General features: G+C 74.2%; 19 protein-coding genes. 6 read left to right on the top strand and 13 right to left on the bottom strand.

The features are described from left to right. Positions 1–56: 56 nt before the first annotated feature. From ABTZ17_RS23155 to hemE, 5 genes are all read right to left on the bottom strand, one after another. On the bottom strand, positions 57–2,051 hold the full coding sequence (locus tag ABTZ17_RS23155; RefSeq protein ID WP_352197595.1) for a hypothetical protein: 1,995 nt from the start codon (positions 2,049–2,051) through the stop codon (positions 57–59). 220 nt (positions 2,052–2,271) lie between these two features. Continuing rightward, a complete protein-coding gene (locus tag ABTZ17_RS23150) occupies positions 2,272–3,351 on the bottom strand; it encodes a phage baseplate protein (protein WP_352197594.1) in 1,080 nt (359 codons plus the stop codon). A gap of 93 nt (positions 3,352–3,444) precedes the next feature. After that, positions 3,445–5,583 carry a 3-hydroxyacyl-CoA dehydrogenase NAD-binding domain-containing protein gene (locus ABTZ17_RS23145; RefSeq protein WP_352197593.1) on the bottom strand — a complete coding sequence of 713 codons (2,139 nt, stop codon included), beginning with the start codon at positions 5,581–5,583 and terminating at the stop codon, positions 3,445–3,447. Continuing rightward, positions 5,580–6,806, bottom strand: coding sequence for a thiolase family protein (locus tag ABTZ17_RS23140; RefSeq protein ID WP_352197592.1), 1,227 nt, complete (start codon positions 6,804–6,806; stop codon positions 5,580–5,582). The genes ABTZ17_RS23145 and ABTZ17_RS23140 overlap by 4 nt, the downstream gene beginning before the upstream one ends. Positions 6,807–7,045: 239 nt before the next feature. Then, a complete protein-coding gene (gene hemE, locus ABTZ17_RS23135; RefSeq protein WP_352197591.1) occupies positions 7,046–8,110 on the bottom strand; it encodes a uroporphyrinogen decarboxylase in 1,065 nt (354 codons plus the stop codon). Between the two features lie 91 nt (positions 8,111–8,201). Here hemE and ABTZ17_RS23130 point away from each other — a divergent pair, with 91 nt between their 5' ends. The 3 genes from ABTZ17_RS23130 to ABTZ17_RS23120 all read left to right on the top strand — a co-directional run bounded on the left by ABTZ17_RS23130 (position 8,202) and on the right by ABTZ17_RS23120 (position 11,240). Then, complete coding sequence (locus ABTZ17_RS23130; protein WP_352197590.1) at positions 8,202–8,846, top strand: DUF3000 domain-containing protein; 645 nt, start codon at positions 8,202–8,204, stop codon at positions 8,844–8,846. 296 nt (positions 8,847–9,142) lie between these two features. After that, the gene (locus ABTZ17_RS23125; RefSeq protein ID WP_030202492.1) at positions 9,143–9,805 is read left to right on the top strand and encodes a response regulator transcription factor; all 663 of its coding nucleotides are present in this window, start codon (positions 9,143–9,145) and stop codon (positions 9,803–9,805) included. A 154-nt stretch (positions 9,806–9,959) separates the two neighbouring features. After that, positions 9,960–11,240: a ribonuclease D gene (locus ABTZ17_RS23120; protein ID WP_352197589.1), complete on the top strand. Its 1,281-nt coding sequence runs from the start codon at positions 9,960–9,962 to the stop codon at positions 11,238–11,240. Positions 11,241–11,385: 145 nt separating this feature from the next. On the opposite strand, the gene ABTZ17_RS23115 is transcribed toward ABTZ17_RS23120, so the two are convergent. Next, positions 11,386–12,804 (bottom strand): FAD-dependent oxidoreductase, encoded by a 1,419-nt coding sequence (locus tag ABTZ17_RS23115; protein ID WP_352197588.1) that lies wholly within the window; start codon positions 12,802–12,804, stop codon positions 11,386–11,388. A 143-nt stretch (positions 12,805–12,947) separates the two neighbouring features. Continuing rightward, a complete protein-coding gene (locus tag ABTZ17_RS23110; RefSeq protein WP_352197587.1) occupies positions 12,948–13,979 on the bottom strand; it encodes a DUF4349 domain-containing protein in 1,032 nt (343 codons plus the stop codon). A 330-nt stretch (positions 13,980–14,309) separates the two neighbouring features. On the opposite strand from ABTZ17_RS23110, the gene hemG reads away from it, so the two are divergent. Both hemG and hemQ read left to right on the top strand, forming a co-directional pair. Beyond that, complete coding sequence (hemG, locus tag ABTZ17_RS23105) at positions 14,310–15,803, top strand: protoporphyrinogen oxidase (RefSeq protein ID WP_502994799.1); 1,494 nt, start codon at positions 14,310–14,312, stop codon at positions 15,801–15,803. A gap of 4 nt (positions 15,804–15,807) precedes the next feature. Beyond that, positions 15,808–16,521, top strand: a complete 714-nt coding sequence (gene hemQ, locus ABTZ17_RS23100; protein ID WP_352197586.1) for a hydrogen peroxide-dependent heme synthase — start codon at positions 15,808–15,810, stop codon at positions 16,519–16,521. 96 nt (positions 16,522–16,617) lie between these two features. Here the strand turns inward: hemQ and ABTZ17_RS23095 are convergent, their stop codons facing one another. The 5 genes from ABTZ17_RS23095 to ABTZ17_RS23075 all read right to left on the bottom strand — a co-directional run bounded on the left by ABTZ17_RS23095 (position 16,618) and on the right by ABTZ17_RS23075 (position 22,860). Then, on the bottom strand, positions 16,618–18,333 hold the full coding sequence (locus ABTZ17_RS23095; protein ID WP_352197585.1) for an alpha/beta hydrolase: 1,716 nt from the start codon (positions 18,331–18,333) through the stop codon (positions 16,618–16,620). Between the two features lie 85 nt (positions 18,334–18,418). After that, positions 18,419–19,240, bottom strand: a complete 822-nt coding sequence (locus tag ABTZ17_RS23090) for a TIGR04222 domain-containing membrane protein (protein ID WP_352197584.1) — start codon at positions 19,238–19,240, stop codon at positions 18,419–18,421. Positions 19,241–19,318: 78 nt separating this feature from the next. Continuing rightward, the gene (locus ABTZ17_RS23085) at positions 19,319–20,365 is read right to left on the bottom strand and encodes a TIGR04222 domain-containing membrane protein (protein ID WP_352197583.1); all 1,047 of its coding nucleotides are present in this window, start codon (positions 20,363–20,365) and stop codon (positions 19,319–19,321) included. Next, a complete protein-coding gene (locus ABTZ17_RS23080) occupies positions 20,362–21,828 on the bottom strand; it encodes an MbnB/TglH/ChrH family RiPP precursor modification enzyme (protein ID WP_352197582.1) in 1,467 nt (488 codons plus the stop codon). Before ABTZ17_RS23080 ends, ABTZ17_RS23085 begins: the two co-directional genes overlap by 4 nt. Positions 21,829–22,017: 189 nt before the next feature. Then, entirely contained in the window at positions 22,018–22,860 is an 843-nt protein-coding gene (locus ABTZ17_RS23075; protein WP_502994798.1) for an aminoacyl-tRNA hydrolase, read from the bottom strand. A 101-nt stretch (positions 22,861–22,961) separates the two neighbouring features. On the opposite strand from ABTZ17_RS23075, the gene ABTZ17_RS23070 reads away from it, so the two are divergent. Beyond that, positions 22,962–23,633 carry an AIM24 family protein gene (locus ABTZ17_RS23070; protein WP_352197581.1) on the top strand — a complete coding sequence of 224 codons (672 nt, stop codon included), beginning with the start codon at positions 22,962–22,964 and terminating at the stop codon, positions 23,631–23,633. Positions 23,634–23,766: 133 nt separating this feature from the next. Here ABTZ17_RS23070 and ABTZ17_RS23065 read toward each other — a convergent pair. Next, on the bottom strand, positions 23,767–24,546 hold a 780-nt coding region (locus tag ABTZ17_RS23065; RefSeq protein ID WP_352197580.1), incomplete at its 5' end, for a polysaccharide deacetylase family protein.

The following is a 24,546-nucleotide window of genomic DNA, read 5'->3' as shown; positions in this document are numbered from 1 at the left end:
GCTTCCTGAGAGATATTGAGGGAAAACGCGTTTCGGACGGGTGCGGACGGGAAGGGCTAGGCCGGAAGGACGGGGCGCTCGGGATACTCGATCGGGAAGTCCTTCAGGCCCCGCCGGTAGAGGTCGTTCGCCGCGTTGTTGAAGCGGACGGTCGACGGCGGGTAATCCTTCCCGAGCAGGTATTCCTTGAGCTGCTCGCGGTAGGTGGCCATCACGTCGTTCTCGGGGAAGAGCATCGCGTCGATCGCCGCGTCGAGTCCGTTGCACTCGGAGTCGAGCAGGTACGAGGCGTAGGCGGTGCGCTGCTCGTTTCGGAACTCGATGTCCGGGAGCCCTTCGAGGTTGAAGATGGCGTACGGCTTCCGCGTGGCCACGAAGTCCGACACCACGCTCGACATGTCGCCGATCAGCAGATCGGAGTGGTTGAAGCAGTCGTACAGGGCGGGGATGCGCTCGGTCACCACGTGGTGGGCGGAGTCCGGCAGGGAGTCCCAGTACAGGGAGCCGGCCTGGTTGCGGCTGCCGCGGATGCGGGCGGTCCGCTCCTCCTCCGAGAGGTCCGGGTACTTGGACCGGACGCCGCGCTCGGACAGGTCGGCGATCCGCTTGTCGATCTTGGCGAGCTTGCGGGCCGCGCTCTTGTCGTCGGCGATGTCGCGTCCGAAGCGGCTCGCGTTGTCCTCTTCGAGCAGCGAGATGATCTTCTTGTGCGCCGCCAGGGCCACCGGGGAACGGGTGCCCGTCAGCGGGTGGGGCTTGTAGATGATGCGCAGTTGCTGGGGGTGGTCCAGCAGGGTGCGGATCAGCTTCTCGCCGGCCGGGATGACCGAGGTGTAGCAGGCGTCGTCGGTCCAGCCCTCCCAGGTGGGGGCGTAGACGACGGTGGGCACCTTGTTCGCGGGCTTGCCCGTCCACGAGTGGAGGGTCATCAGCTGCGGGCGGCCGACCTCGACGATCTGGTTGTGCGTGACGGCGTGCTTGATGCGCTCGTAGCGGTCGCGCCCGGCCCGTCCGGCCACCCAGATCTCGTCGAAGACCTTGCTGACGCGGTTGGAGCTGGCGAGCTTGTCGCTGTCGCCGTGGCCGATGAAGACGTGCTTGACCTCGGCGCGCTGGAGCATGTGCACGTTCTTGCCCGCGTTGCCGGGGTAGAGGGAGACGCGCAGCTCGGGCATCTCGACCCGGGCCAGGTTGTCGGCCTTGGGCACGCAGATCACGGGCACCGAGGTGGCGTCGAGGTAGCGCAGGGTGGCCCGCTCGCGGAGCACGATGATGGGCCGCAGGTCCAGGGCCTCCAGGGCCTCCAGCCACATGTTCACCTGGTACATGAAGTCCCGGGAGATGGCGGCGAAGGTGAAGTAGAGGGCGACCTGGGGGCGGTAGTGCTCCAGCTGCCGGTTGAGCTCGTCCAGGGCCTCGTCGCCGGTGGGCAGGAACAGCGCGTTCCAGGCTCCGGGAAGCAGGACCAGGACGGCGACGAAGGCCACCCAGACGGTGGCGATGGACCCGAAGGTCACGTAGCGCCAGTCGTCGGTGGCGATGGTGCCGAGGGCGCCGGCGACGAGCGGCACGTCCAGGTGCAGCATCTTGCGGACGTGCTTGTCCATGAGGAACGGGTGCGGCATGCGCCGGATGCCCAGCAGCTCCATGTCGAGGCCGCGGGTGGTGAACGGCAGCTCCGCGCGCTTGCTGCGGACCCGCTTGAGGATGGCGCCGTAGGTCAGCTGGAGCACGAACAGCAGCAGCAGGCCCAGGGAGGCCATCTTCGCCACGAAGGAGTCCAGCTCCGCGATGGAGCCGCACAGGGCCAGCAGCAGGAACTGCCGGATCAGGAAGCGCATCGTGAGGCCGAACCGCGAGTCGCGGAGTCGGTCCAGCGTGGAGGACTCGGCGCTGTGCAGCGTCAGGTCGGCGGCGTAGCTGACCGCGGCGGAGTACACGAACACGGGCAGGGAGGCCATCGCCACCCCCGCCATCATGCCGAGGAAGCTCAACACCAGGGCGACGCTGATGAGAACGCCCAGCGCTGCCTGACGGCTTTGCCTGCCCATGCGGCGTGGCCTCCCGGCTGTAAGGATCTTGTTAAGTGCCGCAGTAGTATAGGCATCAAAGTAGCCGGTGCCGTACCGCCGAATAGTACGCAGTGAAACGGTCGGCAAACACCGTCGCTTCTGGTAATCGGCGCCTGACCCCGCCGTGATGCGGACTTAACGAAATGTCACGCTCCGTGTGCGCTCCGACACGCTGTGCGGAACTTTTTCCGCGTTCCTGTCAGCTCCGGGCCGCCGGCGGTGTGAAGCGATACACAGCGAGCTTGCGGCGGTCTTTGGACTTCACGGAGAAGCCGACGCACAGCGAGGGCTTCCCGTCCGAGACCGAGATCGCGATGCCCTCCGGCTCCCGGAAGTCCAGGTCCGGGGCCACCGTCACCTTCTGCCGGCCCGCGGGCCGGCCGGTGCGCAGGTCGATGGCCGCCACGTAGGTGTTGCCCCCGCCCGACGGCGGGTTCTCGCCCTCGTCGTCCGTGTACGGGCTTCCGGTCAGCTGATAGACGTAGTCGCCGTACAGCGCACAGCCCTGGAAGAACTCCCCCTGGCGCTGCCAGACGTCCGCGAGCTCGTACAGGGGCCCGTGGGAGCCCTTGCGGAACTTCTCCATCTGGTAGACGGCGTACCGGTGTTCGTCGCCCTCCTTGAAGCTGAGCAGGACCCGCTCCCGCTCCAGGTCGAGGGCGGGATGGGTGACCGCGGCCCCCGGCAGCGGCTCCTGGTGCTCGATGTCGGGGTCGGAGCTGTAGAGCACCGCCCCGTCCTCGAAGGGCACCCGGGTCACGGTCCGTCCGTAACCGCTCTTCTCGTCGGCCTCGCCCTCCACCCAGAGGTGGGTGCGGCGCTTTCCGGGCTCCACGCCGAAGGAGATCCCGTGGCCGAAACCGCTCAGGTACATGTGCCCGCGGTTCTTGCCGGAATAGTCGAGGCGGGTCACGCACATGTCGCCCGCCTTGCGGCGTTCGGCGGTGCTCGCCACCTCGTCCTCGCCGGGCAGCTCGATTCCGCCCTGGACGATTTGAAGGGTGTAGAGGAAACGATTCTGGTCGTCGAAGGCGAACGACTGCGGACCGGTTTTGTTCTGCAGCGAGGTGGGCGGCAGGAATTGTTCGCCGTGGGCTATGTCGAATTCCCCGGCCATGGATCCGAAATCCTTTTCGTCTTCGGATTCCTGATACTGGGCCTTTCCCGCGAGATATCCCGCGCCGGTGAATGCCGCGAGGACCGCGCCACCGCCGGCGACGAGCAGGGAGCGGCGGGTCGGACGGGCCGGGCGACCGGCTTCGGTGGTGCGGGATTCCATGCCCGGCATTCTGTCATCCGCCCCGAAATGACCGGCGCCCGCCCCCGGGAACGGGGACGGGCGCCGGTCAGGTGCGCCGGGGCGGGGGTCGGGTCAGACCGGGACGCTCGCCAGGCCCGGCGCCAGGAAGCGCTTGCCGTTGACGCGCTCGGAGACGCCCTCGCGGTCCAGGTACGGGGTGATCCCGCCCAGGTGGAAGGGCCAGCCCGCACCGGTGATGAGGCAGAGGTCGATGTCCTGGGCCTCGGCCACGACACCCTCCTCCAGCATCAGGCCGATCTCCTGGGCCACCGCGTCCAGGACGCGGGCCCGGACCTGCTCCTCGGTCAGGACGGAGTCGCCCTGCACCAGGAGGGCGGCGACCTCGGGGTCCAGCTCCGGCTTGAAGCCGTTCTCCGGCTTGTAGACGTAGAAGCCGCGCTTGCCGGCCCCGACGACGGCCTTCAGGTTGGGGGAGACGGTGAAGCGCTCCGGGAAGGCGCGGTTCAGGGTCTCGGAGACGTGCAGGCCGATGGCCGGGCCCACGAGCTCCAGCAGCACCAGCGGGGACATCGGCAGGCCGAGCGGCTCGATGGCCTTCTCCGCCGTGGCCACCGGGGTGCCCTCGTCGATGACGTTCTGGATCTCGCCCATGAAGCGGGTCAGGATGCGGTTCACCACGAACGCCGGGGCGTCCTTGGTCAGGACCGCGGTCTTCTTCAGCTTCTTGGCCACGCCGAAGGCGGTGGCCAGGGAGGCCTCGTCGGTCCGCTCGCCGCGGACGATCTCCAGCAGCGGCAGGATCGCGACCGGGTTGAAGAAGTGGAAGCCGACCACGCGCTCGGGGTTGCGGAGCTTCGAGGCCATCTCCGACACCGACAGCGAGGAGGTGTTGGTGGCGAGGATCGCGTGCGCCGGGGCGACCGCCTCGACCTCCGCGAACACCTTCTGCTTGACGGACATCTCCTCGAACACGGCCTCGATGATGAAGTCCGCGTCCGCGAAGCCCTCGGCCTTGTCCAGGACGCCGGTCACCAGGGCCTTGAGGCGGTTGGCCTTGTCCTGGTTGACGCGGCCCTTGCCGAGCAGCTTCTCGATCTCGGCGTGGACGTAGCCCACGCCCTTGTCCACGCGCTCCTGGTCGATGTCGGTGAGGACCACCGGCACCTCCAGGCGGCGCAGGAAGAGCAGCGCCAGCTGCGAGGCCATCAGGCCGGCGCCGACCACGCCCACCTTGGTGACCGGGCGGGCCAGGCTCTTGTCCGGGGCGCCCGCGGGGCGCTTGCCGCGCTTCTGGACCAGGTTGAAGGCGTAGATGCCCGAGCGGAGCTCGCCGCCCATGATGAGGTCGGCCAGGGCCGCGTCCTCGGCGTCGAAGCCCTTCTGGAGGTCCCCGTCCTTGGCCGCGGCGATGATGTCCAGCGCGCGGTAGGCGGCCGGGGCGGCGCCGTGCACCTTGGAGTCGGCCACGGCACGGCCCTTGGCGACGGCCGCGTCCCAGGCCTCGCCGCGGTCGATCTCCGGACGGACGACCTCGGTGGCGCCGGTCAGCACCCGGGCGGTCCACAGCAGGGACTGCTCCAGGAAGTCCGCGCCCTCGAAGATCGCGTCGGCGATCCCGAGCTCGAAGACCTGCTTGCCCTTGAGCTGGCGGTTCTGGTTGAGCGAGTTCTCGATGATCACCGAGACCGCGCGCTCGGCGCCGATCAGGTTCGGCAGCAGGGCGCAGCCGCCCCAGCCGGGCACCAGGCCGAGGAAGACCTCGGGCAGGGAGAAGGCCGGGATGGCCTTCGAGACGGTGCGGTAGGTGCAGTGCAGGCCGACCTCGACGCCGCCGCCCATGGCCGCGCCGTTGTAGTAGGCGAAGGTCGGGACCGCGAGGCCCGCCAGCCGCTTGAAGACGTCGTGGCCGCCCTTGCCGATGGCCAGGGCCTCCTCGTGGGCCTTCAGCAGCTCGACGCCCTTGAGGTCGGCGCCGACGGCGAAGATGAACGGCTTGCCGGTCAGGCCGACGCCGGTGATCGCGCCCTCGGCGGCCTCCTTCTCGACCTGGTCGACGGCGGCGTTCAGGTTCGCCAGCGACTGCGGACCGAAGGTGGTCGGCTTGGTGTGGTCGAAGCCGTTGTCCAGCGTGATGAGCGCGAAGCGCCCGGCGCCGTACGGGAGGTCGAGGTGGCGGACGTGCGCCTGGGTGACGACCTCGTCCGGGAACAGCTCGGCAGCGCCCTTCAGGAGCTCAGCGGTGGTGCTCACTTGTCGCCTCCGGCGTCCTTGTGGTGCGGGTTCTCCCAGATCACGGTGGCGCCCATGCCGAAGCCGACGCACATCGTGGTGAGGCCGTAGCGGACCTCGGGCTGCTCCTCGAACTGGCGGGCCAGCTGCGTCATCAGGCGGACGCCGGAGGAGGCGAGCGGGTGGCCGAAGGCGATGGCGCCGCCGTACTGGTTCACGCGGGCGTCGTCGTCGGCGATGCCGTAGTGCTCCAGGAAGGCCAGCACCTGCACGGCGAAGGCCTCGTTGATCTCGAAGAGGCCGATGTCGGAGATCGACAGGCCGGCCTGGGCCAGCGCCTTCTCGGTGGCCGGGATCGGGCCGTAGCCCATGACCTCGGGCTCCACGCCGGCGAAGGCGTAGGAGACCAGGCGCATCTTGACCGGCAGGCCGTTCTCGCGGGCGAAGTCCTCGGAGGCGATCAGCGAGGCGGTGGCGCCGTCGTTGAGGCCGGCCGCGTTGCCCGCGGTGACCCGGCCGTGCACGCGGAAGGGGGTCTTCAGACCGGCCAGGTTCTCCAGGGTGGTGCCCGGGCGCATGGGCTCGTCGGTGGTGACCAGGCCCCAGCCCGTCTCGCCCACGGCCTCGTTCGTGTTGCGCACCGAGATCGGCACCAGGTCCTGCTGGATCTTGCCGTCGGCGTACGCCTTGGCGGCCTTCTCCTGCGAACGCACGGCGTACTCGTCGGCGCGGAGCTTGGTGATCGTCGGGTACCGGTCGTGCAGGTTCTCGGCGGTCATGCCCATGAAGAGGGCGGACTCGTCGACCAGCTTCTCGGAGACGAAGCGCGGGTTCGGGTCGACGCCCTCGCCCATGGGGTGGCGGCCCATGTGCTCGACGCCGCCGGCCACGGCCACGTCGTAGGCACCGAAGGCCACGCCGCCCGCGACGGCGGTCACGGCGGTCAGGGCGCCGGCACACATGCGGTCGATGGAGTAGCCCGGGACGGACTGGGGGAGCCCGGCCAGGATGCCCGCGGTGCGGCCCAGGGTCAGGCCCTGGTCGCCGATCTGCGTGGTCGCGGCGATGGCGACCTCGTCGATCTTCTTGGGGTCGAGCGCCGGGTTGCGGCGCAGCAGCTCCCGGATCGCCTTCACGACGAGGTCGTCGGCGCGGGTCTCGTGGTAGATGCCCTTCGGGCCCGCCTTGCCGAACGGGGTGCGGACGCCGTCGACGAAGACGACGTCCCTGACGGTACGAGGCACGATGGCTCTCCTCCAGGGTGCGGGTGTGCACTGCTGCGCGGCCGCGCGCCCGAGCCGGGGCTGAGCGCGCGCTCACCCCGCCATGCTACTTGCGGGTAACCAATGTGCACACCCCCACCCCGAACAGCGGTGAAGGTCACACTCCGGGCCGGTTCCGCCCGGGTACGCGAAAGCGCCGGGTCCGGATCCCCCGCGGGGGATCCGGACCCGGCGCCCGGGTGCTCGCGCGCCGTCCCGCCTCAGCGGGCGGTGGCGGTGTGGACGTGCTCGACCAGGCGGGTCAGCGCGTCCGGGTCCGTGGTGGGCAGGACCCCGTGGCCGAGGTTGAAGACGTGGCCCTCCAGACCGGCCGCCGCGGCCAGCACCTCGTCGGTCTTGGCGCGCACCGCCTCGGGGGTGGAGAAGAGGACGGCCGGGTCCAGGTTGCCCTGGAGCGCCTTGCCGGGGCCGACCCGGCGGGCGGCCTCGTCCAGCGGCACCCGCCAGTCCACGCCGACCACGTCCGCGCCCGCCTCGCCCAGCAGGCCGAGCAGCTCGCCGGTGCCCACGCCGAAGTGGATCCGGGGCACGCCGTAGGAGGCGACGGAGTCGAAGACCTTGGCCGAGGCCGGCATCACCTGGCGGCGGTAGTCGGCCGGGGCCAGGGCGCCGGTCCAGGAGTCGAAGAGCTGCACGGCCGAGGCGCCGGCCTCGATCTGCACCTTCAGGAAGGCCGAGGTGATCTCCGCGAGCCGGTCCACGAGGTCGGCCCACAGCTGCGGGTCGCCGTACATCATGGCCTTGGTGTGCTCGTGGTTGCGGGAGGGGCCGCCCTCGACCAGGTAGCTGGCGAGGGTGAAGGGGGCCCCGGCGAACCCGATCAACGGGGTGGCGCCGAGTTCACCCGTGAGCATGCCGATCGCCTCGGTGACGTACGGGACGTCCTCAGGGGTGAGGTCGCGCAGCTGTGCGAGGTCCTCGCGGCGGCGGATCGGGTTCGCCACGACGGGGCCGACGCCCGGCTTGATGTCCAGGTCGATGCCGATCGCCTTCAGCGGCACGACGATGTCGCTGAAGAAGATGGCCGCGTCCACCTTGTGCCGGCGCACCGGCTGCAGGGTGATCTCCGTGACCAGGTCGGGCCGCATGCAGGACTCCAGCATGGCGGTGCCCTCGCGGACCTTCCGGTACTCGGGCAGCGAGCGGCCCGCCTGGCGCATGAACCAGACCGGCGTGTGCGGTACGGGCTCGCGGCGGCACGCCTTCAGGAAGGCGGAATCGTACGTCTGGCTCGGCTGGCCCACGGGGCGGTCGTCGGTGCTCACGGCCCAAATCTTCGCACGTATGAAGAAGTGTCCGGCGCGGGGCGGGTGTCCCTGCGCGGCACGGGCCCGACTTCCGCCTACTCTTCCCCGCATGGCTGCGGCTCAGGGACGATTTTCAGATGGCGGCAGGGACGGGGCGAGGGAAGAATCCGTCCCACTCCCGTTCCGCAGGGCGGTCGAAGGCTTGCGGAAGGCGCGGCTCCGGCCGGGGATCGAGATCGATCCCACCAAACCCCCGCAACGGCTCGCCCCCCACGCGTACGCCCTGGAGGCGGCCGTGGTGGAGGGGGACGAGGACCTCGCGGACGGCCGCCTGATCCTGCTGCACGACCCGGCCGGGCACGACGCCTGGCGCGGCACCTTCCGCCTGGTCACCCTGGTCCGGGCGGAACTGGAGCCGGAGATGGCCGCCGACCCGCTGCTCCCCGAGGTGTCCTGGTCCTGGCTGACCGGGGCGCTGGACGCGCGCGGGCTCTCCTACGGGGAGGCGAGCGGCACCGTGACCCGGGCGAGCTCCCACTACTTCGGGGGACTGTCCGAACGCAGGCCCGCCACCCAGATCGAGATCCGGGCCTCCTGGACCCCGCGCGAGGGGGTGGGCGGGGTGCCCGACACCGCCGCGCACCTGTCGGCCTGGTGCGAACTGCTGAGCCAGATCGCGGGTCTGCCGCCGACCGGCCCGATGGACACCGCCGTGGTCTCCCTGCCACAGCGGCGCGGTCCCCACCACCCGTAGCCCGGGGGCCGTCCGCGCTGGTCGGGGAGCCGAACGGGGGTCCGCGACGGCGGGGGAGGGGCCCTCCCCGGACCCCCGGGACGGTAACGCAGCGTCAGAATCGGGCGCCGGGTGCGGGCTTCTGATCGTCTCGTGATCGATCGTGCGTCCTAATTGCCCGAATTGTTACTCACCAAATCGTGATCATTCCCTAAAGCCGGGCGGGTGACGTGCCGAAGGAGTCAGTGACCATCCGCAACGGTTCGCCCCGGCTTCTTCCCCGAGCCGGTCGTCCCGCCACTCCCCCAGGAGGCCTGGTGTCCGTTCTTCTCGAGCAGCCCGCAAGCCTGGTCGCCTACCGTCCGAACAAGCCGACCGCCATGGTCGTCGTGGCCGACCCCCGGGTCCGCTCCACCGTGACCCGGCACCTGTGGGCCCTCGGGGTCCGCGACGTGATCGAGGCGTCCTCCATCGCCGAGGCCCGTCCCCGGGTCGGCAGCCCGCGTGACATCTGCGTGGCAGACGTCCACCTCCCGGACGGTTCCGGTCTCACCCTGCTCTCCGAGACCCGCGCCGCGGGCTGGCCCAACGGGTTGGCCCTCTCCGCCGCCGATGACATCGGCGCGGTCCGCAACGCCCTCGCGGGCGGGGTCAAGGGCTACGTCGTCACCGGTACGCGCACCAACATCGGACTTCCCACCCGGCCCGGCGCCGCCCCCATCGGCTCCGCCGCCGCCCGTATGCACCGCCGCCCCCCGGGTGCCCCGAGCCACCCGGGCGGCTACCGCGAGCTCTCCGGCCGTGAGGTCGAGGTGCTGCGCCTCGTCGCCGAGGGCCAGTCCAACAAGGCCATCGGCGTCTCCATGGGGCTGTCCGCCCTCACCGTCAAGTCCCACCTGGCCCGCATCGCCCGCAAGCTGGGCACCGGGGACCGCGCCGGCATGGTCGCCGTGGCCCTGCGGACCGGGATCATCCACTGACCGGTCCGCTCCGGCGGATCCCGCCGGAGCGGCCGCGGGCGGACGCCGGGGAGCACCCCGGGGGACGCCCGCGGCACCCACCGGGCAGGCCCTCGCGCCCGTCGACGGAACGTTCCGGCGACGGGCGCCCGCTTTCCACGGATACCCTTGACAGGTGACCGACGCCCAAGAGACCGCAGCAGAACTGCGCAACACCACCGGGGGCGGCCCCCCGGACGCCGAGGTTCCGTCCGATGGGCTGCCGATTCCCCTGCTCGAACCCCGGGAGGGGATCCCGCCGGTGATCGCCGACGAGGAGTCCCTCGCCCGCGTCATCGCCGCCTTCGCCGCGGGCACCGGCCCCGTCGCCGTGGACGCCGAACGCGCCTCCGGCTACCGCTACGGCCAGCGCGCCTACCTGGTGCAGCTGCGTCGTGAAGGAGCGGGGTCCGCCCTGATCGACCCGGTCGGCTGCCCCGACCTGTCGGCCCTCGGCGAGGCCCTGTCCGGTACCGAATGGATCCTGCACGCCGCCACCCAGGACCTGCCCTGCCTCCGCGAGATAGGCATGGTGCCCGGCTCCCTCTTCGACACCGAGCTCGCCGGACGCCTCGCCGGGTTCCCCCGCGTGGGGCTCGGCGCCATGGTCGAGAGCGTGCTCGGCTACGCCCTGGAGAAGGGGCACTCCGCCGTCGACTGGTCCACCCGCCCGCTCCCCGAGCCCTGGCTGCGCTACGCCGCCCTGGACGTGGAGCTTCTGGTGGACCTGCGCGACGCCCTGGAGAAGGAGCTGGAGCGCCAGGGCAAGCTGGAGTGGGCCCGGCAGGAGTTCGACGCCATCGCCTCGGCCCCGCCGCCCCCGCCCCGCAAGGACCCCTGGCGCCGCACCTCCGGCATGCACAAGGTGCGCCGCCGCCGCCAGCTCGCGGTGGTCCGCGAGCTCTGGAACACCCGTGACCGGATCGCCCAGCGGCGCGACGTGTCCCCCGGCAAGGTGCTGGGCGACGCGGCCATCGTGGAGGCGGCCCTCGCGCTCCCGGTGAACGTGCACGCCCTGTCCGCCCTGCCCGGCTACGGGCAGCGGATGGGCCGACGGCAGCTGGACCAGTGGATGGCGGCCGTGGACCGGGCCAAGGCCCTGCCCGAGAACGAGCTGCCGCTGCCCGGCCAGTCCCCGGCCGGCCCGCCGCCGCCCCGCTCCTGGGCCGACAAGGACCCGGCCGCCGCGGCCCGCCTGGCGGCGGCCCGCACCGCGGTCTCGGCCCTCGCCGAACGCCTCCGGCTGCCCCAGGAGAACCTGATCACCCCCGACACCGTGCGCCGGCTGTGCTGGGAGCCCCCGGCCCGCCGCACCCCGGAGTCGGTGGCCGAGGCCCTGGCCGCGCACGGCGCCCGGCCCTGGCAGATCGAACAGGTCACCCCGGTCCTCGTGACGGCCCTCGCGGCCACCGCCTGACCGGCGACCGCCCGCCCCTCCGACGCCCGCCCGGCACCCGCCCGGCGGGCGTCGGGCGTTTCCGGGCCGGGCGGCCGGGCGGACGGGTCGCGGACGCGGGTCGGGGACGAGGGCACGACGGAAGGCGGCACGACGGGACGGACCGTCAGGCGCCCGCCGCGCGGACCGCCGCCACCGCCTTGCGGGCCGCGACCAGCACCGGATCCCACACCGGGGAGAACGGCGGCGCGTACCCCAGGTCCAGGGCCACCACCTGTTCCACCGTCATGCCCGCGGTCAGCGCCACCGCCGCCGCGTCCACCCGCTTCGCCGCACCCGCGCCGCCCACGATCTGCACCCCCAACAGCCGCCCGGTCCGCAGCTCCGCGAGCATCTTCACCGTCATCTCCGCGGCCCCCGGGTAGTAGCCGGCGGTGTTCGTGGACCGGATCACGGCCGTCACGAACCGCAGCCCGGCCTCCCGCGCGTCCCGCTCCCGCAGCCCGGTCCGGGCGATCTCCAGCTCGCAGACCTTGCTGACGGCCGTGCCCACCACCCCGGGGAAGGTCGCGTACCCGCCGCCCACCCCCGAACCGATCACCTGGCCGTGCTTGTTGGCGTGCGTCCCCAGCGGCACGTACCGGGTGCGGCCCGCGACGAGGTCGAGCACCTCCACGCAGTCGCCGCCCGCCCACACGTCCTCGTACCCCCGCACCCGCATCGACAGGTCGGTGAGCAACCCGCCCGAGGGGCCCAGCGGCAGCCCGGCGGCGCGGGCCAGCTCCGTCCGCGGTTCCACCCCGATCCCGAGCACCACCACGTCCGCCGGGTAGCGGGTGCCGTCGGCGGTGACCACCTCCCGGACCCGACCGCCGGTCCCGTTCCCGGTGCCGGAGCCGTCGTCGACGGTCTTCTCCGTGCGGATCTCCGTCACCTCGGCCCCGGCCACCGTGCGGATCCCCATGGCGTTCATGGCGCCGTGCACCAGGGCCCCCATGTCCGGGTCCAGGGTGGACATCGGCTGATCCCCGCGGTGCAGCACGGTCACCTCGAAGCCGCGGCGGACCAGGGCCTCCGCCATCTCCACCCCGATGTAGCCGGCCCCGACCACCACGGCCCGGCGGCCGGCGGTCCGCTCCAGGGTGTCCAGCAGGGCCTGCCCGTCGTCGAGGGTCTGCACCCCGTGCACCCCGTCCGCGTCGATCCCGGGCAGGGCGGGACGGACCGGGCGGGCCCCGGTGGCCAGCACCAGACGGTCGTAGCCGGTCCAGTACTCCTCGCCCGATTCCAGGTCACGGGCCCGCACCCGGCGGCCTGCCGGGTCGAGCTCCGTCACCTCGGTGCGGATCCGCAGGTCGATCCCGCGGGCCCGGTGCTCCTCCGGGGTCCGGGCCACCAGCTCCTCGGCCCCCGTGACCTGCCCGCCCACCCAGTAGGGGATCCCGCAGGCCGAGTAGGAGGTGTGCCGGGTCCGTTCGAAGGCCACGATCTCCAGCTCCTCCGGGCCCCTGAGCCGCCGGGCCTGCGAGGCCGCCGCCATCCCCGCGGCGTCCCCTCCCACCACCACGAGCCGTTCCACAGCCATCCCGTCCGCCCCTCTCACCGCCGTGCCGTCCCGCGTACCGGTGCCGCGGGGTACGGGGACACGCTACGGCGGTCCGGGCCGGCCGGGCCGGTCCCGCCCACCCCGGCCGCGGGCGGGCCGGGCGCGGGCGGGCCGGGCGAGGCTCAGTCGCCGGCCGGGGGCTTCGGCGCCGGGTCCCCGGCCGGGGCCTGCCCGGCGGGTCCCGCGGCGCCCCGCCCCGCAGTGCCGGCCGGTCGCGCCGCCTCCACCGGGTCACCCTCCTGACGCGGCGGCCACAGGGCCGCGCTCACCGCCGGCGAGGGCTCCGGGCCCCGGGGCGCCCGGGCCGGCCGCACCCGGCGGTACAGCCGCCGGGACGGACGCACCAGGACCAGCAGCACCAGGGCCGTCAGCAGGAACGGCAGCACGGCGCCCAGGACCAGCACGATCCAGGTCAGCACGGCCGTGAAGGCGTCCCAGCCGCCGGCCAGGGCGTCCGTGAACCCGGGGCCGGACTCCTCCTCGCGCACCGGTTCCTTCACCGGCTCGGACACCGACAGGGTGATCGTCGCCAGGGTCGTCTGGTCCTTCAGGCCCTCCTGCTGCGCGAGCAGCGCCTCCAGTTCGCTCTGGCGCCGGCTCAGCTCGCCCTCCAGCATGACCACGTCGCTCAGCGCCGAGGCCCGTTCCATCATCTCCCGCACCCGGATCACGCTCGCCTGCTGGGACTTGACCCGGCTGGCCACGTCCACCACCTGCCGCGTGACGTCCTGCGCGGTCACCTTGCGGCTCAGCAGCCGGCCACCGCCCTCCAGCCCGGCGAGCACCGTGTCGAAGCGGTCCGCGGGCACCCGCAGGGTCAGTTCGGACACCACCCGGCCCGACTCCTCCCGCCGGGTGGCCTCGTTGCCCACGTACCCGCCCGCGTCCACGGCCGCGGCGCGCGCCGCGGTCAGGGCCGCCTGGGCGTCCTTCGCCTCCACCGACACGCTGCCCGTGCGGATGATGTGGGCGCGCGGCTGCGGGGGTCGGGCCGTGCCCCCGGGGGCCGCCGTCGGGCCCTTCGCGCCCGTCGCGTACTCCCCGCCGGCCCGGTCGGCCCCCTGCCGCTCCGGGGCCGCCTTGGCGTCGTCCCGGGAGGCGCCGGACGACAGGTCCGATCCACCGCACCCCGTCAGTACGAGCGCACCGGTCAACAGGGCCCCCGCCAGGGCCGCCCCGCGCCGGGCCCGAACGGCACCGACCGGCCGGGCCGGCGCGGTCGACGAGGTCGACGGCGCGTCAACGGCGGTGCGGGCGGGCTCCGTCGTCGTTCCGGGCCGTCCGGTCGTACCGGTGTGCTGCATGGGCTGCCCCCCGAGAGGTCGTATCCGTGGACGGACGTCCGGCACCCGCTGTGCCGCGTCCGGTGCTGCCGGTGCCCCTTGGACGTACGGCCCCCCGCGCCGGGTTGCGCCGCCCGGTCCCGAAGCGGTCCCGAACGGGTCACGGTCGGGACTCGCCGCCGGAAATGAGACGATGGCCCCATGCGAGAAGCGGACATGCGTACGGACCGGGCCGCCGGACCGGGTGCCGGACCGGACGGCCGGTCACCCGGCCGGGTCCTCGTCATCGGCGGCGGCATCGCCGGCCTGGCCGCCGCGCACCGGCTGACCGGCGCGGGCGCCGAGGTCGTGCTGCTCGAAGCCGGCCCCCGGCTCGGCGGCAAGCTGTACGCCGGTGAACTCGCGGGCGCCGCCGTGGACCTGGGAGCCGAGTCCGTCCTGGCCCGCCGCCCCGAAGCCCTCGAACTGGCCCGCGCCGTCGGCCTCGGCGAGGCCCTGCGACCGCCCGCCACCGCCACCGCCACCCTGTGGACCCGCGGGGCCCTGCGCCCCATGCCCGCCGGACACGTGATGGGAGTCCCCGGGGACCTCGGTCTCCTCGCCGCCTCCGGCGTGCTCAGCGAGGAGGGGCTGCGCCGCACCGCCCGCGACGCCGAACTCCCCGCCACCGAGGTGGGGGAGGACGTGGCCGTGGGCGCCTTCGTCGCCGCCCGGCTCGGCCGCGAGGTCGTGGACCGGCTGGTGGAGCCGCTGCTCGGCGGGGTCTACGCGGGCGACGCGTACCGCATCTCCCTGCGGGCCGCCGTGCCCCAGCTGTTCGAGGCCGCCCGCACCCACCGCAGCCTCGCAGAGGGGGTCCGCGCCGTGCAGCGCCGCGCCGCCGCGGCCCCGCAGGCCGGTGGACCGGTGTTCCAGGGCATCGAGGGCGGCATCGGCCGCCTTCCCCTCGCGGTCGCCGAGGCCTGCCGGGCCGCCGGCGCCGACCTGCGCACCGGCACCGCCGTCCGGGAACTGGCCCGCACCGCGGCCGGTTGGCGCGCCCTGACCTCCGACGGGGCCGTGCTGACCGCCGACGCGGTGGTCCTCGCCGTGCCCGCCGGTCCCGCCGCCCGGCTGCTGGCCGGGGTCGCGCCCGCCGCCGCCGGCGAACTGGAGGCCGTCGAGTACGCCTCCATGGCCCTGGTCACCCTCGCCTTCCGGCGCTCCGAGCTCCCGGAGTCCCTCACCGGCCCCGGCGCCGGCAGCGGCTTCCTGGTCCCGCCCGTCGACGGCCGCACCATCAAGGCGTCCACCTTCTCCAGCAACAAGTGGGCCTGGACGGGCCGCGAGGAGCCGGAGCTGTTCCTGCTGCGCACCTCGGTGGGCCGGCACGGGGACGAGGCCGACCTCGAGCGGGACGACGTCGACCTGGTCGCCGCCTCCCTCACCGACCTGGGCGCGGCCGTGGGGCTGACCGCCCGACCGGTGGCCTCGACGGTCACCCGCTGGGACGGCGGACTGCCGCAGTACCCGGTGGGACACCTGGAGCGGGTGGCCCGGATCCGGGCCGCGGTGGCGGCCGTTCCCGGCCTGGAGGTGTGCGGGGCCCTCTACGACGGGGTGGGCGTCCCGGCCGTGGTCTCCAGCGCCCGGAAGGCCGCGGACGCGATCACGGGCACCCTGGCGAAGAGCACCGACGCGGACACGGGACAATAGGCACATGACTGCACCTGAGAAGATCCCCAACGCGGGGAAGAAGGCCAAGGACCTCAACGAGGTCATCCGCTACACGCTGTGGTCTGTCTTCAAGCTGCGGGACGTGCTCCCCGAGGACCGCGCCGGCTTCGCCGACGAGGTGCAGGAGCTCTTCGACCAGCTCGCCGCGAAGGACATCACCGTCCGCGGTACCTACGACGTCTCCGGCCTGCGCGCCGACGCGGACGTCATGATCTGGTGGCACGCCGAGACGGCGGACGAGCTCCAGACCGCCTACAACCTGTTCCGCCGCACCCGTCTGGGCCGCGCGCTGGAGCCGGTCTGGTCGAACATGGCCCTGCACCGGCCCGCGGAGTTCAACAAGTCGCACATCCCGGCCTTCCTGGCCGACGAGGTGGCCCGCGAGTACGTGAGCGTCTACCCGTTCGTGCGCTCCTACGACTGGTACCTGCTGCCCGACGAGGACCGTCGCCGGATGCTCGCCGACCACGGCAAGATGGCCCGCGGCTACCCCGACGTCCGCGCCAACACCGTGGCCTCCTTCTCCCTGGGCGACTACGAGTGGCTGCTGGCCTTCGAAGCCGACGAGCTGTACCGGATCGTGGACCTGATGCGCCACCTGCGGGCCTCCGAGGCCCGGATGCACGTGCGCGAGGAGGTGCCCTTCTACACCGGGCGCCGCAAGTCCGTCGCCGATCTGGTGGCCGGGCTCGCCTGAGACCTCCCCTGGGGGGACGGACCGGAGGACCGACTGCCTCCGGTGGATCGGGAGGCCCTGCCCCCGAAACGACGCAGCCGGACCCCGCCCGGAAGTTCAGACGGCCGGCGGCAGCACGCCCTCGCCCCGCGAGGGTGCCCTCAGGGAGGGCGCTGCCGCCCGCCGGTCCAGCGACACCGGTGCGGGCTCCGGATGCGGCGCGCAGTCGACCCGCCATCCCGGGATGCGCCCCGTGAGCAGGTAGCGCTCCACGTGGCGGTCCACGCAGGCGTTGCGGCCGCCCACCACCCCGTGGGTCCCCGCCCCCCTCTCCGTGACCAGCGCGGCCCCGTGCAGCCGCCGCTGGAGCTCCTTCGCGCCGGCGTACGGGGTGGCCGCGTCCCGCTCCGCCGCCACGATCAGCGTGTGCGGGAGCGCCCCCGCCCCGGTCCGCACGTCCACCGGTTTCCGGGGGGCCCGACCCGGCCAGTGCGCGCAGGGCAGGTTCGTCCAGACGTTGTCCCAGGTCTCGAACGGGGCCCGGCGGGCCAGTGCCGTGTTGTCCCGGTCCCACACCTTCCACTCCCGGGGCCAGGGCGCGTCGTTGCACAGCACCGCCGTGTACACCGCGGTGGCGTTCTCGTCCTCGGCCGCCGTCTCCGGGTCCGGGGCGGCCTGGGAGACCAGCGGCTGCGGGTCCCCGCGCAGGAAGGCGGCGAGGGCCGAGGCGCGCAGCGGCCAGTACTCGTCGTAGTACGCGGCCCGCAGCAGCGCGGACTGGAGCTCGCCGGTGCCGACGGTGCCGCCGGGCCCGCGGGCGGGCCGCCGTTCGAGGGCGGCGCGCACCTTCTCGTGGCTCGCCCGCACCGCCTCCGGGGTGCGGCCCAGCCGGTAGACGGAGTGGTGCCGGGCCGTCCAGGCCAGGAAGTCCCGCCAGCGGCCTTCGAAGGCCAGGGACTGGTCGAGGTTGTTGCCGTACCAGATCCGGGCCGGGTCGGGGTTCACGGCGGAGTCGAAGACCATGCGCCGGACCCGGTCGGGGTAGAGGGTGGCGAAGACGGCGCCGAAGTAGGTGCCGTAGGAGGCTCCGACGAAGTTCAGCTTCCGCTCGCCCAGGGCGGCCCGCAGCACGTACAGGTCACGGGCGTTGTCGAGGGTGGTGTAGTGCGCCAGGGCCGGGCCGGTGCGGCGGGCGCAGCCCTGCGCGTAGGCCCGGGCCGCCGCGATCCGGCTCTTCTTGAACGCCTCGGTGGGCCGTTGCTCGGTGCGCGTGGGGGAGGCGGCGAAAGCGGCCGGGTCCTGGCAGGACAGCGGGGCGGAGCGACCCACCCCGCGCGGGGCGTAGCCGACCAGGTCGTAGGCGGCGGCCGTGCGCTCCCACTCGGGGTACCGGGCCAGGGCGGGGAAGTACATGCCGGAGCCGCCGGGGCCGCCGGGGTTGTACACGAGGGCGCCCTGGCGGGCGGCGCGCGGACCGGTGGCGGGGGTGCGGCTCACGGTGAGGCGGATGCGGGGGCCGTCCGGGCGGGCGTAGTCCAGGGGCACGGTGAGCAGGGCGCAGCGGACCGCCCCGGGCAGTTGCTCGGCGGCGGGGCAGGGGCCGAAGGCCAGTCCGGCGGCGGCCGCGCGGCGGGCGGAGGTCTCGGCTCCGGCGCGTTCGGCGGGGTACGGATCGGCGGCGGGCGCGAGGGCCGGTGCGAGGGCGGGCGCGGTCCCGGCGGCGGGCGGGGCGGTGGTGGTGCGGTGCGGGCCGGCCGCGTGGGCCGGGAGGGTGCCGCCGAGGGTGAGCGACAGGGCCGTGAGGACGGCCGCCTGCCGGAGGGTCTGCCGCATCCCGGGCCTTTCATCGGATCAGCTGAGGAAAGGGATGCTGGGTGGGCGGCGGGGAGAAGTAAAGGAGGTCGGGCGGGTGTCGGCGTCAACGACCCCCGTGCGCCGTCGGGTCCGCCCGGCCGCCGGACAGCGCCGCCCGCAGCCCCGGGTCGGTGACCGCCGCCTCCCCGCGCACGGCGACCGCCGTCAGGTACCCCCGCTCCGGGTCCGGGCGGTCCCGGCTCCGCTCAGCCAGCCCGGTCAGCAGCCGCTGTCCGGCGGGGGAGGCCCAGGAGGACCGGGGCGAGCCGTCGAACCGGGAGATCCCCAGGCAGCACAGGGTCAGGATGAGCGGCAGGGAGAACCAGCACAGCAGCAGGGTGCGGTCCGCGTCGGGCGGCGGCAGGGCCAGCGCCAGGGCGGCCAGGGCGGTGGTGAGGAGGGAGGACAGCCGCACCGACCGGACCCCCTCGACGTAGCCGACGCGTTCCTCCTCCGGTACGGCCAGCCCGGCCGCTCCGAGCCGGTCGCCCAGCGCGCGGACGGCGGGACCGGCCGCGACGGCGGACCGCGCCGAACTGACCGGGAGCTGCCCGTCCGGGCCGAAGGCGCCGAGCAGGGAGCGCTCCAACGGGTCCCGGCCCACCGGGTCCACCACCGTGGCCCAGCCGGTGTGCGCCAGCAGCAGCCGGCGCCGGCGCTGCATCGACAGCAGCACCAGCACGGCCACCCGCTGCGGGCCGCCCGCCAGGTACGCGGCCTCGTAGAGGGTCAGCTCGGCCCGGCCGGACCCGTCGTCGGGGACGCCGGCGCGGGCCTCCGCCTCGCGCGCGGCCCGGTCGGCGGCGCCGGTCGCGGCCCGCAGCAGGCGGGTGCACGCGAGCAGCGCCCCCGTCCAGGCCACCAGGAGCAGGGGGATCCAGAACATGGCCGTCGTTCTACCCGGCCCGTGGGGGCCGCCCGGGCCCGCCCGCGAAGGTGTGAGCAGCTCGTGACGGTCCCGTGATCAGGAACCGCTGCTTCCGCAGCTCGAACCGGACGAACTCCCGCAACTGGAAGTGCCGCTGGAACCGGAAGATCCGCAACTGGAGCTTGAGGAACCGCAGTTGGAGCCAGAGGAGCCGCAACTCCCCCCGGAAGAGCCGCAGCCCGACCCGCCGCCGCAGCCTCCACCGCCGCCTCCGGACCCGCCCGCGCACCACAGCACCTCGGGGACCGTGCTCCCGCAGGAGTCGTGGTCCGAGGAGCGGTGCGCGGCCGCGCCGGTCCGTCCGCCGGCGCTGGTCCGCAGCGGCTGCCGCAGGAGCTGGGCCCGCAGCAGCGGGTCGGCCACCCCCCGGGGACCCTGGAGCGCGATCAGCACCCGCGGGTCGGTCGAGCCCGCGTGGGCCGCCCGGTACGCGGCCAGGGCCCGGCGCCCGGCGGGGGTGATCCGCCGGACCGAGGCCACCCGCAGCACCGCGCCGGCGACGAAGCCGGCGAACACGGCCGGGGCCGACAGGAAGAAGGCGAGGAACCCGGAGGCGGAGGGGCCTTCGAGCGGGTCGGCCGTGGCCGCCCGCACGATCACCAGGACGAACAGCACCGGCACCGCGAGCAGGCAGCACACGATCTGCGCGGTGGCCCAGCGCCGGGGCCCGGCCGTGCTGCCCGGAGCCGTGAGGAGCCCGCGGGCGGCGAGCCCGTCCCCGGTCTCCTGCACGACGGGGTCGGTCATGGCGAGGCCCCGCAGCAGGTCCAGCGAGCCACCGGGACCGGAGGAGTAAAGGGAGAGCAGCAGCCGTTCGGCGGGATCCGCGGCCCGGGCCCCGGACCGGACCTGCACCGCGCCGGGCCCGCCGGTCATCATCCGGCCGTCCAGGCACAGCCCGACCACCGCGGTGTCCACGACCCGCCGGGGGCCACCGGAGAGGAAGGCGGCCTCGGAGAGCTCGCGCAGGGGCCCGGGGTGGGTCCCGCCGGGGGTCCGGCGGGACCGGGCCAGGCCGAGGGCGAGGCCGGTGGTGGAGAGCAGTACGGCCGCCCAGAGCAGGGCCGGGACGAGGAGGTTCACGCCGCCCACCGCCCCACGGCGGCCAGGGCGCGGCGCTTCAGGCGGCGGACCCGTCCGGGGGGACGGGGACCGCTGCGGTCCTCCCACCAGTGGGTCAGCGCCCGGTGCGCGGCCGGGTCCCCGGGCGCGCCGGCGAGCAGCAGGTGCGCCGCGAAGTCGAGCGCGTCGCGCCGGTACCCCCCGGTCATCGGGTGGCCGGTGGCGTAGTCGAGGAAGGCGTCCCGGTAGCCGGCGCCGAGGATCTCCGGGAGCTCCGGGGCCACCTTGGCGATCACGTCGGCCCGTTTGGCGGCGAGCGCCCGGGCCTGGACCCGGATCCGCCGGGCGTCGAAGCCCTCGGGCACCGGGGTGCCGGCCACCAGCGCCGAGAGCAGCGCGGCCTGGGACACGGCGACACCGGCCCGCACCGCCGACCCGGCCGAGGCGGGGCGGGCGGGAGGCGCGGGCGCCGCGGGTGGTGCGGGGAGCGTCGTCGCGCCGGCGGGGACCCGCGCGGCGGGGGAGGACCCGCCGGGGCCCGCGCCGACGGCGGCCGGCACACGGGCGCCCGGGGCGGTCCGGGCCCCCTCGGCACCCTCGCCGGCCCCGGTGGCCCCGGTGGTCCCGGCGGCCGGAGTGGTGGGCGCGACGGCCGGCGCGGGCGCCGCGGCCAGGGCCGTCCGTACCGCCTCCAGCTCGGCGGCCAGCTCCGCCTCCGCGGGGAAGGCGTCGTCCCGCTCCAGCAGGACCCCGGCGGGCGGGATCCGGGCGGCCAGCGCCGTCAGCAGGGCGAGCACCTGCGGGGGCACCGGGTGCGCGTGGGTGTCGTGCCAGACCCCGTCCCGCTCCACCCCGCCCGCCACGTGCACGTAGGCCAGCGCCTCCGGCGGCAGCGCGTCCAGGACCGCGAGGGGGTCCTCCCCGCGGTTGACCCGGTTGGTGTGCAGGTTCGCCACGTCGATCAGCAACCGGACCCCGGTGCGCTCCACCAGCTCGGCCAGGAACCGCCCCTCCGACAGCTCCTCCCCGGGCCAGGAGAACAGCGCGGCGATGTTCTCCAGGGCCAGCGGCACGGGAAGGGCGTCCTGGGCGATGCGGACGTTCTCGCAGAGCACGGCCAGCGCGTCCCGGGTGCGGGGCACCGGCAGCAGGTGTCCGGCCTCCAGCGCCGGGGAGGCGGTCAGCTCCCCGCCCGCCCGGACGAACGCGATGTGCTCGGTGACCAGCGGCGCCCCCAACACCACCGCCCGCTCCGCGAGGGCCGCCAGGCGCGCCGGGTCCGGACGGTCCGCGCCACCCAGGCCCAACGAGACCCCGTGCGGCACGACCGTCACGCCCCGGTCGATCAGGCGTCGCAGGGACTCGGGCAGGTGGCCGGGGCAGAGGTTCTCCGCCACCACCTCCACCCAGTCCAGGCCGGGCAGCCGCTCGATCGCCTCCGCGATCTCCGGCCGCCAGCCGATCCCCACCCCCAGTGGTGCCATGGGCTTCATCTCTTCGTACCTCCCCCGGTGAACCGTGCCGGTGTGATGACCCGGCGGAGGGCCGCCGAACCCCCGGAGGAGGACGTTCAGAGCAACATTTGAGGTTTCACCGCCGGGGCAGCGGATCCGACGGGTCCGAGGGATCCGGAGCCTGCGGCGGATCCGGCCGGTCCGCCGGGCGCGGCCCGCTCAGTCGGTGCCGGTGCCGGTGCCGGTGCCGGTGCCCGTGACGTGGGCGCGGGCGCGGAGCGCCGGGTGGTCGGCGACCACCGTGCAGGAGCCGGGGGCGATCTCGGTGAATCCGGCGTCCCGGACCAGCGGCAGCCCGCTCGCGGTCAGTTCGGCCCACCGGTCGGGGGCGGCCGTGCGCACCGCGAGGGCGAAGTCGTCCGCCCGCCAGGCGGCCCGCTCCGCCGCGGTCAGCTCCCACCAGGCCAACTGCGCCGCGTGGCCCGCCTGTGCCATCGCCTTGCCCGCCGACATGTCGAGCTCGGGGTTGAACCAGAGCACCGGCAGGCCCGCCGGGACGGGCCCCGGGGGTTCCGGGTCGTCGAGGTCGGTCCCGGACACCTGGAGCTTGGCCAGCTCCTTGGGCCAGCCGTCCAGGGGCACCGGAGGGAACACCCGCACCTGTGACGTGTCACCGTGCACGGTCACACCCGGCAGTTCACCCGCCTTGCGCCACTCCGCCCCGCGGGCCCGGCGCACCACCTTCCGGATCCGGGCGTCCTCCCAGTCCCGGACCCGCTCGGCCCATTCCCCCTCGCCCCGGGACCGCTCGTCGGAGAGCAGCACCAGCACCGCCCGGGCGGCGGTCCGGAGCGCGTCCGTCCGCGCGGGCGGCTCCGCCTTCTCGATCCGCACCACCAGGGGCAGGACGAACTGGGGGGCCGCGTCCCGGGCCGCCGCGCGCATGTCGGCCTTGTCCTGCGGCAGGTCCGCCCCCGGGGAACCGGGGGTGCCGTCCCGAAGGGCCGGGGCGGGGGTCGCGGTGGTGGTGGGGGACGGGCCGGTCCCGTGCTGGTCGCTCATCCGGCCAAGTCTGCCGGCGGTCCCGGAGGAGGACTCCGGGGCCTGCGGGTTCCGACCTGAGGATGATCCGGGGACCCGCCCGCCCGGGTGAGGATCGGAGCATGAAGAGCGATCTGTTCTCCGAGGGGAACCTGGTCCGACCCGCGGCAGCGCCCGGTATGACCCTCCAGAACGCCAAGTCCGTGAAGTACGCCGTCGACGGCGAGGTGCTGGCCCGGCAGGGCTCGATGATCGCCTACCGGGGCAGCCTGCAGTTCGAGCGCAAGGGCCAGGGCATCGGCGGGATGCTCAAGCGGGCCGTCACCGGCGAGGGCCTGCCGCTGATGTCGGTGCGCGGTCGGGGCGAGGCCTGGTTCGCGCACGAGGCCGCCAACTGCTTCATCGTGGAGCTGGAGCCCGGCGACGCCCTGACCGTCAACGGCCGCAACGTCCTCTGCTTCGACCCGACGCTGTCCTACGAGATCAGGACGGTCAAGGGCGCCGGCGCGGCCGGCGGCGGCCTGTTCAACAGCGTGTTCACCGGCCACGGCAAGCTGGCCGTGATCTGCGACGGCAACCCGATCGTCATCCCCGTCACCCCGGACCTCCCGGTGTACGTGGACACCGACGCCGTGGTCGGCTGGAGCGCTCGGCTCACCACCGGGCTGCACCGCTCCCAGTCGGTGGGCTCGATGATCCGGGGCGGTTCCGGGGAGGCCGTCCAACTGATGCTCCAGGGCGAGGGCTTCGTGATCGTCCGCCCGAGCGAGGCCCGCGAGCACACCACCGGCTGAGCCGCGGCCCACCCGCGACGGGCGGGGGCCGGGAGAGCGGCGGGGCGGGGAAGGCGCGAGGGAGGCGCGCGGGGCGGGGAGCCCCCGTCGCCCCGCGCACCCCTCCCGTCGCCCCGCCCGCCCCGTGGTCCGGCTACGTGCCGACGAGCTCGGAGACCTTCACGAACCGGTACCCGCGGGCCCGCAGCTCCGGCACGATCCGGCGGACCGCCTGCTCGGTGACCGGGGCCGCGCTGCGCGTGCAGTGCAGCACCACCACCGAGCCCGGTCGCACCCCGTCCAGCACCTGCCGGGCCACGGCCTCCCCGTCCTCCGCGAAGGCGTCCCCGCTGACCACGTCCCACTGCACGGCCGTCACCCGGGCGGTGGACAGGGCGCGCAGCGCCCGCTCGTCGTAGCAGCCGCCGGGGAACCGGAAGTACGGGACCACGTTCCGGGCGCCCGCCGTCCTGAACGCCTCGAACGCCCGGTCCACATCGGCCCGCGCCGCCGCCCCGTCCAGCCGGGGCAGCCCGTAGCAGGGGCTCTTGAAGGCGTAGTGGCTGTAGGAGTGGTTGGCGATCTCGAAGTTCGGGTCGGTGCCGATGGCCCGGGCCTGGTCGGGGTACTCCTCGGCCCAGCGCCCGGTCATGAACACGGTGGAGGGCACCTTCAGGGACCGCAGCGCGGCGATCAGGCCGGGGTTGTCGAAGTGCTCCCCGCGGGCCGCGCGGGGGCCCTGGTCGGCGGTCATGTCGGCGTCGAAGGTGAGGGCCACCGTCTTGTCCGTCGTGCCGCGGGCCCGCTCGAACACCGGGGTGAGCCCGCGGGCGCCCGGCGCCAGGTTCGGGACCTTGCCGGGGACCCCGGGGACCCCGGGGGCCTTGGGCGCGGGCGCCGCGGCCGCGGGCGGGGCCGCGCCGCCCGTGGCGGC

Source organism: Streptomyces sp. NPDC097619, from assembly GCF_040302735.1.
In the GTDB taxonomy this organism is placed as follows: Bacteria; Actinomycetota; Actinomycetes; order Streptomycetales; family Streptomycetaceae; genus Streptomyces.
The sequence above is the reverse complement of the archived record's forward strand: the minus strand, read 5'-3'. Positions and strand labels throughout refer to the sequence as shown.